Origin of the sequence: Amycolatopsis ponsaeliensis, from assembly GCF_030182635.1 — a bacterium.
Classification (GTDB): Bacteria; Actinomycetota; Actinomycetes; order Mycobacteriales; family Pseudonocardiaceae; genus Amycolatopsis; species Amycolatopsis ponsaeliensis.
Genome location: NZ_JAPZLD010000027.1, coordinates 116,313 through 129,100, shown reverse-complemented (window position 1 = coordinate 129,100; position 12,788 = coordinate 116,313). Strand labels below are relative to the sequence as shown.

Genomic DNA, 12,788 nt, shown 5'->3' with positions numbered 1-12,788 from the left:
CCGGCTCAGGCGCAGTACCGGGCGGCGAACTTCGACGTCCCCGAGCCGACCGCGATCCGCTTCCCGGTCGGCAACGTGACCGCGGCGGTCGAGTTGACCGGCACCGTCACCGTCAACTCGAACCGGCACCCGGACTGCGTCCACTCCGACGCCACCACCCCGCGAACCGTGTCGATCGACGCCGCGACATGCCCCAGCCCGGCAGGCACCCGCGGAGCGATCGCGATCGACGCGTACCCCGGCGACGCGGGCGTGATCCCGGCGAACTGCGTGTAGAACGCGGCGTTGATCCCGGCGAACATCGCGTGGTCGTGGGTTTCCATGCCGGACTCGTACGTCCACTGCTCCCACGGCGTCGTCGCGCCGCGGCCGATCTCGTACCCGAAGCCCGGGTAGGTCCGCTGCCGGAGCACCGTCAGCGCGACGTCGATCCGGCCGGCCGCCGCGAGCGCTTCGGGCAGGTAGCGGGTGCCGAAGATCCCGGTGTCGAGGTGCCCGCCGTCCTTGGTGAGGATCGTGTCGGCGAGCTGCGCGCCCACCGCGGCCACCTTGTCCGGCGGCACGATGCCGAACGCCAGCGGGAGGATGCTCGTCGTCTGCCGGCCGTCGCCGTAGGTGGCGCCGTCGAGGAAGTGCGCGTTGAACGCGGCGGCGATCGCGGCCGCCAGGTCCGCGAAGTGCGCCGCGTCGCCGGTGTTCCCGAGGGCCCGCGCCGCCTTCGCGACGTCTTCGGCTTGCCGGTACGACAGCGCGGTGTTGACCAGTGACCGCTCGCTGAAGCACGCTCCGGCGGACGGGTTTCCCTGGCCCCCGTTCGCGTTCGGGCTCCGGTCGGGCGGGCACCAGTCGCCGAAGCCGCGGTCCTCCGGCCAGATGAGGCCCGGGTAGGTGGCGGCGTTGGTGTCCACGAACGCCTTCATCTTCGGGTAAGCCGCGGCCAGCCGCGCAAGGTCGCCGTACTGCTCGTACAGCGACCAGGCCAGGTCGACCGAGCCGCCGCCCATGTCCGGCAGCTGGGCGTTGCCGTCGTCGCTGGGCAACGCCGTCCCGGGCGGCAGGTCGAGCAGGTACTTGCCGTAGAAGCCGTCCATGCCGAAGTCGAGCACGGACGCGTCGTGGTACGCCTGCACGTCCATGCCCGGCGGCGTCCGCTCGTCGCGGACCGGGTTGTCGGTCGGCAGGCTCATCGAGTTGTTCAGGACCGCGCGCCGGTTGTTCGCCCAGATCGCGTTCAGCAGCGGGTCGGACGTCTCGACGTGCCCGGTGGCGGCGACGTCGGCGTGCACGACCCGGCCGGCGACGCTGGAGAGGTCCGGCGTCCCCGGGTAGCCGGTGAGCTCGAGGTAGCGGAAGCCGTGGTAGGTGAAGCGGGGCTCGTAGACCTGGACTCCGGGCGCGGAGCCGAGTGTGTAGGAGTCGGCCGACGCGGCGTTGCGGTTGGTCGTGGTGTCGAGCAGCCCGTCGGAGGTCAGCTCTTCCGCGGTCCGCATCCGCACGGTCGTCCCGGCTGCCCCGGCGACGCGCAACTGCGACCAGCCCGCGAAGTTCTCCCCGAAGTCGTAGACGTACACCCCTGGCCGAGGCTGCTTCACCGACAACGCGCGCAGAGTCTGCACCACGCGGATCGGTGGCGCGGTGGCGGCGGTCAGGGTGGCGCTGGGCGCGGCGGCTGTGCGCACCGGGTGCCAGGCCACGTCGTCGAAGCCCGGCCGGTCCCAGCCGTCCTGCTGAAGCCGGGCGTCGTAGCTTTCGCCCGCGTAGAGGTCGTTGGACGTGACCGGGCCGTCCGACCAGCGCCAGGAATCGTCGGTGGTGATCGTCCGGCGGGTCCCGTCGGCGAAGGTGACGACCAGGGCCACGATCCCCTGCTTGGGCCCGGTCCAGCGGAACCCGTACTGGCTGAACCGCGGCCCGTACCCGTTGCCCAGCCACAGTCCCGCGGCGTTCGGTCCGAGGTGGACCTGGTTGGTCACGTCGAAGGAGTCGTACAGGTTTCGTTGGTCGTAGGGCGTGCTCCCGGGCGACAGCACCCGGTCGCCGACCTTGCCGCCGTTGAGGTGCAGTTCGTAGAAGCCGAGTCCGTACACGTACGCGCGGGCGCTCGCGACGGGCTTGTCCAGGACGAACTCGTGGCGCAGCAGCGGCGCGTCCGGCGACTGGGCGAGCAGGAGCGGATCGCCTTGGGGTTCAAGCCGGCCGTCGGTGACCGCGGCCCCGGGGAACCAGGCGTCCGGGCTGGCCGAAAAGTCGTCGGAGAACAGCGACCTGCCGTCGAGATCGTGCACGGCCAGGTTGTCGTAGGCGGCGGCTTCGGGCGTGCCCTGGCTGACCGAGGTGCGGAACCCGATGGTGCCCGCGCGCACCGCGCCGACCGTCCGGGAGTCCACTTCGGTCCCGTCGATCACCGTGACGACGGTGCTCCCCCGCGCCTCGATCCGCAGGTGGTGCGGCGCGCCGGCGTTCTGTGGGGTGATGACCGCGCTCAGGTCGGTCTCCCCGAGGAGCGCGAAGGATCCGTGGCTCTTCTCGTGCGGCCGCAGCAGCACCTTGCCCGGCGTGCTGGTGTTCACCTGCCACATCAGGAAGTCGTCGGGGCCGGCGGCCCGGAAGACGACGCTCGCGGCCGCGGCCTTGATGGTGAAGTCGATGTCCAGGGCGAAGTCCTGCCAGGCGTAGGCACCGCCGGTGTCCGGCGTGATCCACTCGGCGCCGGCCCAGTCGGCCGGCCGCGCGGGCCCGCTCTCCCACCACGCCGGATCGGCCTGGGAGCCGCCACGAGCGCCCCACACTTCGACGGTCCAGTAGTTCCGCTTCCCTACACCACCAGCGGGTCCGCGGTAGGGCACCGCGACGGAGTCCGCGCTCGCGATCTTGCCGCTGTCCCAGACGTCGGCCCGGTGCTCGGCCAGGAGCCGAAGACTGCTGGCGACGAGGATGCGGTACGCCGTCTGCCGTTCGCCTGGCCGTGCGGAGCGCAGCTTCCAGCTCAACGACGGTGCGTCGCTCGCGGACAGGGGGTTGACGACGTTGCCGGCCCGCAGGTCGAAGGCTTGGAGTGCCCCCTCGGCGGCGCTTCCCGACGGCGTCGCGAACGACGTCACCAGCAACGCGGACAGGAGAACCAGCACGGCACGTGCGCGACCACCGGACATGAACGCTCCACCCCGAGTTCTTGAAACGTTTCAAGGGATGGTAGCACCGGAGTCGCGAGTCACCCAGGATGTCTACGAGACAAGAATGTGCCCGAGCCGCGGCCCGGTCACTGGTGCAGGCGCTGGGTCCAATCCTCGGGCACCCGGTCGGCCGGCCCCGGCACGCTCTGGGTCAGCGGGCGGTGCGCCGGCCCGGCGAGCTCTGGGCCGGATTCGTACATCGCCTGCTCGCCGTAGTCCCAGAACCACTCTTCGCCGGGCTCGAAGCTGCGCACGATCCGGTGCCCCGCGGCCTCGGCGTGGGCGCTCGCGTGCTGGCCGGGCGAAGAGTCGCAGCACCCGATGTGACCGCACTCGGCGCAGCGCCGGAGGTGGAACCACCAGCCCTGCGGGTCGGCGGTATCGCAGTCCGCGCAGCCCGTGCCGCTGGGTGGCACGGAGGGATCTACGCCTTGCATGCGAACTCCTCTGCTCGGAGGCGGCGCGCTGTGCCGCGCAACTAACGGCACTGTAATCCGAACCGTCATCACGCGCTCCCGGCCACCACCCCGGCCGGATCCGCCAGGTCGACGTCGCGGCTTTCGCGCAGGACGAGCACGCACAGCACCGTGACGAGGCAGCAGGCCGCGATCACCGCGGAGATCACCCCCGTGCCCGAGCCGGCGACGGCCGCGAAGACCACCGGGCCGATCCCCGCGCCGAGCCCGGCGATCTGGTAGCCGAGCGACGCGCCGGTGTAGCGCGTGCGGGTGGCGAACAGCTCGGTGTACAGCGCGGCCAGCGGCCCGTACATCGCCGGGTGCGCGACCGACTGGCCCAGCACGACCGCCAGCGTGAGCAGCGCGGCCGAGCCGCTGTCGATCAGCGGGAAGAGCACGAACCCGACGACGGCGGTGGCCAGCGCCCCGGCGATGACGACGGGACGGCGCCCGACCCGGTCGGACAGCGCCGAGTAGCCGATGATGCCGGCCACCGCGCCGACCGAGGACACGGTGATCGCGTTGAGCACGGTCTGGCGCGTGAATCCCGTGTGGACGGCGTAGGACAGGACGTACGTGGTGAGCGTGCCTTGCGCGACGAAGGCACCGAATCCCACGCCGATCGCCAGGAGCAGGTTCTTCGGGTGGCGGCGCAGCACCTCCAGCAGCGGCGCCCCGGCCGACCGCTCGGCCGTGGCGAACACCGGGGTCTCGTCGACCTTCAGCCGGATGAACAGGCCGATGGCGAGCAGCACGACGCTGAGCAGGAACGGAACCCGCCAGCCCCAGGAGAGGAACTGCGCGTCGGTGGTCACCGCGCCCATCAGCGTGAGCAGCAGGGTCGAGACCACCATCCCGCTGGGTGCCCCGGCATTGGTGAAGCTCGCCCACAGCCCGCGGCGGCTGGTCGCGTGCTCGGCCGACATCAGCACCGCGCCGCCCCACTCGCCGCCGACGGCGACGCCCTGCAGCACGCGCAGCACGATCAGCAGCACCGGCGCCCAGACGCCGATCTGCCCGTAGGTGGGCAGGACGCCGATCAGCGTGCTCGCGATGCCCATCATCGACATCGTGATCACGAGCATCCGCTTGCGCCCCAGCAGATCGCCGAAGTGCCCGAAGATGATCCCGCCGATCGGCCGCGCCAGGTAGCCGGTGGTGAAGGTGCCGAGGCTGGCGATCGTGCCGAGCACCGGATCGAGGTTCGAGAAGAAGACCTTGTTGAAGACCACCGCCGACGCGGTGGCGTAGAGGAGGAAGTCGTAGTACTCGATCACGCTGCCGAAGTAGCTGGAGAGCACCGCGCGGCGCAGCTGCGCTCGCGAGCGGAGGTTTTCTGCCATCGCATCCTGCCTCGTCGCCGACCCCACGTGACCCACGTCACGCCGGACGAACGTTAAGCACTTTGGTGACCACCGTCAAGACACTGCCCAACATCAGGAAGGGGCTTATGCTCGCGACGTGAGCGATCTGGCCGTCACCGCCGCCGAAGGCATCGGCGCCGACACCCCGCGTCCGCAGACGCTGCTGCTCACGTTCTTCGCCTGCCATGTCCTCGACCGCGGGATCCACGTCGCCACCGCGAGCGTGCTCGACGTGCTGAACCGCGTCGGCGTCTCCGAGCACGCCACCCGGTCCACGCTGAGCCGCATGGCACGGCGCGGGCTGCTGCACCGGGTCCGGCGCGGGCGGCACGTCTACGTCGGTCTCACTGAACGGTCGCGGGCGATCCTGCACGACGGCGAGCGGCGCATCTGGCGGGCCGGCGCGGTCAACCGGCAGTGGGACGGCACCTGGACGCTGCTGGGCTTTTCGATGCCGGAGTCGTGGCAGCGCCAGCGCCACGCGCTGCGGTCGAGGCTGCTGTGGGCCGGCTTCGGCAGCCTGCAGGGCGGCCTGTGGATCGCGCCGGGCGAGGTCGACCCGGTCCCCCTGCTCGACGGCCTCGGCGCCGACGGCCACGTCAAGGTGTTCCAGGGCCGCGCGCTGCCGCCCACCGAGGTCGCCGGGATCGTCCGGGAGGCCTGGGACACCGAGCGGCTGGCCGGGCACTACCGGGCGTTCCTGGCCCGCTGGCAGGACCCCGCGACGCAGGCGCCGGACAGCCTCGCCCGCCACCTGCTCCTGGAGTCCGACTGGCTGCAGACCATCCGCACCGACCCCCGGGTGCCCCGGGAACACCTGCCGGCGGACTGGCCCGCCGAGCCCGCCCAGGAGCTGTTCTACGAGCTCAACAAGGAGTTGCGGCCCGCGGCCCGCACCATCGCGGCCGACATCCTCGACTCGATCACCGACGAGCAGGCCGACGCCTGAGCCGGGGAGCGAGCGGCGCGCTCCCCGGCACAGACCGGTTTCAGTGCGTGCAGGCGAAACTCGAAGCCAGGGCCGGATCCCCGCCGCGATACCGGGGCCAGTCCGGATACGAACAGAGCGGCCGGGTGCGAGCATGGGTCGTGTCCGTCACGACCGGGTTCGCCGGCGGCTGCCCGCGATCGACCCAGCGCTCCAGCGCCGACAACGAATCCCAGCTCGCGGAGACCGCCGGGGTGCCGAAGTTGGCGTGGTTCGCGCCGGGCACGACGTAGTACTTCAGGAAGGCGTCGGTCGCCCGCGGCCCCACCGTGGCACGCACCCGCTCGTAGTAGTCACTGGTCGAGTAGGGCGAAACCAGCTCGTCCGCGGCTCCGTGGAGCAGGATCAGCTTGCCGCCGGCCCGGGCGAACGGGCGCAGGTCCGCGTTGTTCCGGTCCTCCACTGTGGACAGTGCGCTGATCCGGCCGAGCCACTTCCCGGGGTGCCGGGGATCGATGTCGAGCGAGTTCTGCCCGGGATCCCTGGTCAGGAAGTACTTGACCCACTGGTCCCAGTACTGCATCCCGTAGCCGCTGGTGACCGGCATGGGATTGGCCGGCGCCGTGGTGCCGAACCCGAGGAACGGTGTCCGCATGTCCGCCCCCGCGAGGAACGGGAAGCCCGGGTACTGCGTTTCGCCGCTGGCGACCCGGTACGGCCACCGGAACGGCGAGGACATGGCCGTCACCGAGCCGATCTGGAGGTCCGACAGGCACGACGGACCCGTGTCGGTGCCGCCCGGGCAGCGCAGCGAGCGAGGATCGAAGTGGCACCCGGCCGGGTTCGAGACGACCTTGTCCTGGAGGCCGTCCAGCCCGTCGCAGGCGGTGATGACGCTGGTGTAGAGGAGCGTCTGCTTGTCGACGCCGGGGAACGCGCCGGGGCGCGACATGACCTGGGCCAGGTACCCCAGGTCGAGGACCTCGGCGAGGTTGTTCCAGGCCGGGTAGGCCGAAATCACGCCGTCGAACGCGGTCGGCCAGCGCTGGGCCACGTTGAGGGCTTCGCGGCCGCCGGTCGACCCGCCCGAGAAGAAGACCTCGGCGGGCAGCGCCCCGTAGCCGTGCCGGATGAGGAACAGGCTCGCGTCGTGCGTCTTCTTGAGCGCGTCACCGGCCGCGAAGTTCCGCAAGGCCTCGTCGTTCGCGCCGAAGGACCCGTCCAGTGACGGCGGGGCCGCCGGGTTCTGCTGGTGGCCGGAGTCGCTCGCGAACGTCGCGTAACCCCGGGCCAGCGGCACCGGCTGGTCGGCCGGGCCGAACGGCACGTTCGACGCCGGATCGGGAATCGTGCCGTTGTAGCCGCCGCCACCGAACATCAGGGCCCGGTGGTTCCACTCGGACGGCAGGTCGAGGCGCATCTTGATGGCGGGCGCGGCCGGGTCGACGGGGAAGAGGTCGGCGTCGACCTGGCAGAACCGGATCGCCTTGCCGCTGACGACGGCGGTCGTGTCCGAGGCCGCCGTGACGCGGCCGCCGGTGGTCGGCAGGCTCATCACCGACGCGGGGATCTTCAGCTGGTTCAACGCGGCGCACGCCGGCGCCGCCACCGTGGTCGCGGAGGCCGGTCCGGCGACCGCGGTCGCCACCAGGAGCGTCATCACCGGCACCGCGAGCCGGCGGTTCGTCTGCATCACCGCGGCCTCATTTCCCGGCGTAGAGGTGCGCGCCGGGGATGGCGTGCGGGTCGTTCCGGACATCGGCGGGGTTGGTCTCCGGCAGGAACCACGCGCTGGCGAAGGTGATCAGTCCCATCAGCGTGATGTAGCCGGCGACGGCCACGGTGCTCCCGGTGTTCGCGATGAGCGCGGTCATCAGGAACGGCGTGCCGCCGCTGATGATGATCGCCGAGAGCTGGTAGGCCAGCGACGCGCCCGAGTAGCGGACGCGCGGCGCGAAGAGCTCGCCGAGGAAGCTCGCGATCGGGCCGTAGGTCATGGTCTGGAACACGAAACCCACCGTCACCGCGACGAAGATCAGCGGCAGGGACGCGGTGCCGACGAGCCCGAAGTACGGGAAGCCCCACGCCGCGACGCCCAGCCCGCCGATCAGGATCAGCGGCCGGCGGCCCAGCTTGTCCGAGAGGTGCCCGGACAACGGGATGATCACCAGCATCGCCACCGAAGCGAGCAGCACGACCGTGAGCAGGGAGTCGCGCTTGAGCCCGAGAGAACCGGTGCCGTAGCTCAAGAGCCCGGAGATGCTGACGTAGAAGAGGCTGTTGGTGGCGGACAGGAGCCCGCAGCCGAGCAGGATGGTGCCCCACCTGCTGCGCAGGACCTGGGCCAGCGGGGCCCGGACCACCGCATCGCCGGGCTTCGCCGTTTCCTGTTGCAGCTCACGGAACTCCGGCGTGTCCTCGACCTTGGCGTGGATGTAGAGGACCACCCCGAACATCACGACGCTGAGCAGGAACGGGATGCGCCAGCCCCAGCTGAGGAACGCGGCGTCCGGCATCAGGGCGCTGGCTCCGACGAAGATCAGGTTGGAGAGGATCACGGCGACCGGAACGCTGGTCTGGCCGAAGGTTCCGGCGAAGCCGCGGCGCTTGGGGCCGGCGGACTCGGTGAGCAGGAGCACGATGCCGCCCCACTGGCCGCCGGTGGCGAGCCCCTGCACGAAGCGCAGGATGACCAGCAATGTCGGGGCCAGCGCGCCGACGCTCGCCGCGGTGGGCAGGCAGCCGATCAGGAACGTCGCGGCCCCCATGACCGCCAGGCAGGCGACGACGACCGGCTTGCGCCCGTACTTGTCCCCGAGGTGCCCGGCGAGCACTCCGCCGATGGGCCGCGCGACGAAGCCCGCCCAGAAAGTGCTGAAGGCCAACAGGGTCCCGGTCAGCGCCGAGGAGTGGGGGAAGAACACCTTGGGGAACACGAGGGCGGCCGCGGTGCCGTAGAGGAAGAAGTCGTACCACTCGATCGAGCTGCCGACGAGCCCCGCGGCCAGCAGCTTGCGGAAGGCCCGGCGCCGGACCGGGGACGTGCCGGCTTCGGCGTGGCCGGACTGTCCTTCGGGTTGGGTGAGGGGAATTGCCATGGATGCCGCCTTCGTCGTTGAGCGCAGCCCGGTGATGGCGGTCATGTTAGGGCGCCGTTACGCTGAGGGTTGAGGTGTGGACCACCCACTCCTGACGGCGGATCGGTGGCGCATTCGTCCACCGCGGCCGAGAAGGGATGGCACTGTGGCCAGCGGATCCGGTTCGGCGGAGACGCGGCGGCAGCGGGAGCTGGCGTCGTTGTACGCGACCGTCAAGTCGCTCACCGCGCTCGGCGAGCTCGACGAGGTCCTGCAGTCGATCGTCCACCACGCCCACGACCTGATCGGCACGGACTTCACCTACCTCTCCCTCGTCGGCGAGGACGGCAGGCTGTCGGCCCGGGCCGCGGAGGGCACGGTCTCCCCCACCTTCCTCGCGGCGGCCATCCCGGCCGGGGTGGGGCTGGGCGGCAAGGTGCTCGCCTCCCGGAGCCCGCACTGGGTGCGTGACTACGCCGCCGCGGCCGCGATCGAGCACGACGCGGACTTCGATCGTCTGGTCACCACCGAGAAACTCGTGGCGCTGCTCGGTGTTCCCCTGGTCATCCGGGGCGAAGCGGTGGGTGCCCTGTTCGCCGCGGACCGCTCCGAGCGGTCGTTCCAGGCCGACGAGATCGCGCTGCTGAACGCGTTCGCCGACCACGCCGCGGTGGCCCTCGACAACGCCCGCCTCTACGAAGCGAGCCGGACCGCCCTGCAGGAGCTCCAGGTGGCGTACCGGAAGAGCGAACGGGCGCAGGCGATCCACGAAGCCTTGACCGGCGCCGTACTGGGCGGCGGGACGCCGGGCGACGTCGCGCAGCTCCTCGCCGACCAGCTCGCCGGCAACGTCACGCTCCTCGACCACACCGGCACCGCCGTCGCCCGCCGGGATTCGGCGTCGAGTCCGGCCCCGGGCCCGGCGGAGGCCGCGCTGGCCGGTGCCGTCGAAGACGCCCGGCGCTCGGGCCGCTGCACGGTCTCGATCGGCGCCGGCGGTGCGGCTCTCAGTGTCGCCGCGATCCAGGCGGGCGACAGCTACCTCGGCGCGCTGGCGTGGCACCGCCCGCCCGCCGGCGGCCGCGACGTCCCGGACGCGATGGACCTGCGCACCCTCGAGCGGGCCACCCACATCCTCGGGCTGCTCATCCTCAAGGAGCGGGCCGTCGCCGACGCCGGCGAGCGGCTGAGCGGCGAGCTCCTGACCGAGCTCATGCTCGGCGGTGCCGGGATCAGCACGGCGCAGCGTGCCCGCACCCGCGCCCGCAACATCGACGTCGACGGCCTGGACCTGGTCCTCGTCGCGGACTCCCCGACGGTGGCGCCGACCGATCTTTCCCGCCACCTGCACGACATCGCGCGCGACCGCGCCGGGCTGGCGGGCGAGCACCTGGGCCGGGCCACGCTGCTCCTGCCCGGCGGGGACGACGAGCAGACCGTCGAAGAAGTCCACAGTGGACTGCGCCGCACCCTGGGCGGCCCGCTCGTCGTCGTCGGGGAACGGGCGGTCGACCACGACTGGTCCCGCGCCTTCTCCCTCGCCCGGCGCTGCGGCGCGGTGGTGCGCGCGCTGGGGCACACCGACCTGGGCGCCACCACGCGCCGATACGCGTTGTACGCCATGGTCTTCGACCCCGAACGGGCCGGCGAGCTCGACCGCTTCCTCGCCGGCTCCATCGGCTCGCTGCTCGACTACGACGAGCGGCGGGGCACCGGCCTCGTCGAGACCCTCGCCGCCTACTACGTCCACCACGCCAACGTCGCGGCGACGGCCCGGGCGTTGCACCTGCACGTCAACACCCTGCTCAAGCGGCTGGACCGGGCCGGCACCGTCCTCGGCCTCGATTGGCGCCGCGAGAACGACCTGGAACTGCGGCTCGGGCTCCGGCTGCACCAGCTCCGGGCGAGCACCTCGTCGTGAGGCGCCTCAGGCGATCCGCGCCGAGTCCCGCAGGGCGAGCTTCGAGAGCTTGCCGGTGCCCGTCTTGGGCAGCGCCGCCAGGAAGACGAACTCGTCGGGCAGCCACCACTTGGCGACCATCGGCGTGATGTGCCGCAGGAGCTCCTCGGCCGTGGCGGTGCCGCCTTCACGCAGGGCGACGTACGCGACGGGGCGTTCCATCCACTTCGGGTCCGGCCGGGCGATCACGGCGACCTCGACGACGTCGGGGTGCGAAGCGATGGCACCTTCGAGCTCGACCGACGAGATCCACTCGCCGCCGGACTTGATCAGGTCCTTCATCCGGTCCACGAGCCGCAGGTAGCCCTGGGCGTCGAGGGTGGCCAGGTCGCCGGTGCGCAGCCAGCCGTCCCCGGTGAAGCTGCCGTCGGCGTCGACCCGGAAGTAGCCACCCGCCACCCAGGGGCCGGCCACCTGCAGTTCGCCGACCGCCTCGCCGTCGCGTGGCAGCTCCCGGCCCGTCTCGACGTCGACGATCCGCACGTTCACCAGCGGCAGCGGCTGGCCCTGGGCGGCCCGCACAGCCAGCTGCTCGGCCGCGCTCGCGTCCCGGTGCTGCGTGCGCGTCCCCCCGATGACCCCGACCGGGCTCACCTCCGTCATCCCCCAGGAATGGGTGATGGGGACGCCGATCGCGCCGCGGTAGGTCTCCGACAGCGCCGGGGGGACGGCGGAGCCGCCGCCGAGCAGGAACCGCGTGGCACTCAGATCGTGCTCCCGCAGGTGCGGCGCCAGGCTCGTCCAGACGGTGGGGACGGCTCCGGCCACGGTCACCCGCTCGGCCGCCATCAACCGCAGCAGGTGCGCCGGTTCCGAGGACGCGCCCGGCAGGATCAGGGCGGCGCCCGCCATCATCGCGCCGTAGGGCAGGCCCCAGGCGTTGGCGTGGAACATCGGCACGATCGGCAGCACCACGTCGCTCTCGCCGATGCCGATGAGCCCGGCGGCGAGCGTGCCCAGGCAGTGCAGGACCGTCGAGCGGTGGCTGTAGAGCACGCCCTTCGGCGGCCCGGTCGTACCGGAGGTGTAGCAGAGCCCGGAGGCCAGGTTCTCGTCCGCGAGCGTGAACGCGTCCTCGAACGAGCCCGCGAACGGCTCGGCCGCGGCGAGCAGCTCGTCGTAGTGCGAGATGCGGGGGTCCGCCGGGATCTCCGTTTCGGTGCCGTCGGGCAGCACCACCCAGTGCCGCACCAGCGGCAGCCGGTCGACGCTCGGCCAGATGCGCGGGAGCAGCCCGCGATCGACGAACACGACGTCGTCCTCGGCGTGGTTCACGATGTACTCGAGGTGCTCCGCCGACAGCCGGATGTTGATGGAGTGCAGCACCCGCTTGGTGGCCGGCACGCCGAGGTAGAGCTCCAGGTGGCGCCGGCTGTTGCTCGCGAAGGTGGCGACCCGGGCGCCCACCGGGACGCCGAGGGCGTCGAGCGCGGTGGCGAGGCGCCGGGTGTGGCCGGCGACCTCGGCGTAGGTGAGCCGTTCGGCTCCGGCCGTCACGACCGGCTTGTGCGCGAAGAGCCGCTCCGCGCGGTCGAGGATGTGGGCGATCGTGAGCGGCCGCGGCTGCATCAGCCCGTCGATGGCGCCGCCGCCGGCTCCGGGGACGCGCGCTTGTTCAGGCATGAGGGTGCTCTTTCGGTCGGCGGGCCCGGGCCCGGCTCTCGGGGCGGGTGTCACTCTAAGTGCGCTTTCCGGCGGAAGAGAGGTCAGAATCTTCCACTGATCGACCTGCTCCGGCGGTGGTTGATCACACCACGGGCTGGCCTGGACCCCATCCGGCCGTGCCGATGCACGCCCATTCGCCGGGCGGTCAAAACTCCTCACAACC

At 71.7% G+C, this 12,788-nt stretch carries 8 protein-coding genes; 2 read left to right on the top strand and 6 right to left on the bottom strand.

The window, feature by feature from the left end:
* Window positions 1-5: 5 nt before the first annotated feature.
* From QQ657_RS34040 to QQ657_RS34030, 3 genes are all read right to left on the bottom strand, one after another.
* On the bottom strand, window positions 6-3,152 hold the full coding sequence (locus QQ657_RS34040; RefSeq protein WP_284746402.1) for a family 78 glycoside hydrolase catalytic domain: 3,147 nt from the start codon (window positions 3,150-3,152) through the stop codon (window positions 6-8).
* A 107-nt stretch (window positions 3,153-3,259) separates the two neighbouring features.
* Window positions 3,260-3,610, bottom strand: coding sequence for a UBP-type zinc finger domain-containing protein (locus QQ657_RS34035; protein WP_284746401.1), 351 nt, complete (start codon window positions 3,608-3,610; stop codon window positions 3,260-3,262).
* Between the two features lie 68 nt (window positions 3,611-3,678).
* Window positions 3,679-4,974, bottom strand: a complete 1,296-nt coding sequence (locus QQ657_RS34030; protein ID WP_284746400.1) for an MFS transporter — start codon at window positions 4,972-4,974, stop codon at window positions 3,679-3,681.
* A 118-nt stretch (window positions 4,975-5,092) separates the two neighbouring features.
* Between QQ657_RS34030 and QQ657_RS34025 the strand changes: the two genes are divergently transcribed.
* Window positions 5,093-5,944, top strand: a complete 852-nt coding sequence (locus QQ657_RS34025) for a PaaX family transcriptional regulator (protein WP_284746399.1) — start codon at window positions 5,093-5,095, stop codon at window positions 5,942-5,944.
* Between the two features lie 40 nt (window positions 5,945-5,984).
* Here the strand turns inward: QQ657_RS34025 and QQ657_RS34020 are convergent, their stop codons facing one another.
* Entirely contained in the window at window positions 5,985-7,616 is a 1,632-nt protein-coding gene (locus QQ657_RS34020) for a tannase/feruloyl esterase family alpha/beta hydrolase (protein WP_284746431.1), read from the bottom strand.
* Window positions 7,617-7,626: 10 nt separating this feature from the next.
* Window positions 7,627-9,021 (bottom strand): MFS transporter, encoded by a 1,395-nt coding sequence (locus QQ657_RS34015; RefSeq protein ID WP_284746398.1) that lies wholly within the window; start codon window positions 9,019-9,021, stop codon window positions 7,627-7,629.
* A gap of 145 nt (window positions 9,022-9,166) precedes the next feature.
* Between QQ657_RS34015 and QQ657_RS34010 the strand changes: the two genes are divergently transcribed.
* The gene (locus tag QQ657_RS34010) at window positions 9,167-10,921 is read left to right on the top strand and encodes a helix-turn-helix domain-containing protein (protein ID WP_284746397.1); all 1,755 of its coding nucleotides are present in this window, start codon (window positions 9,167-9,169) and stop codon (window positions 10,919-10,921) included.
* A gap of 6 nt (window positions 10,922-10,927) precedes the next feature.
* Here the strand turns inward: QQ657_RS34010 and QQ657_RS34005 are convergent, their stop codons facing one another.
* The gene (locus QQ657_RS34005) at window positions 10,928-12,583 is read right to left on the bottom strand and encodes a long-chain fatty acid--CoA ligase (RefSeq protein ID WP_284746396.1); all 1,656 of its coding nucleotides are present in this window, start codon (window positions 12,581-12,583) and stop codon (window positions 10,928-10,930) included.
* Window positions 12,584-12,788 lie beyond the last annotated feature (205 nt).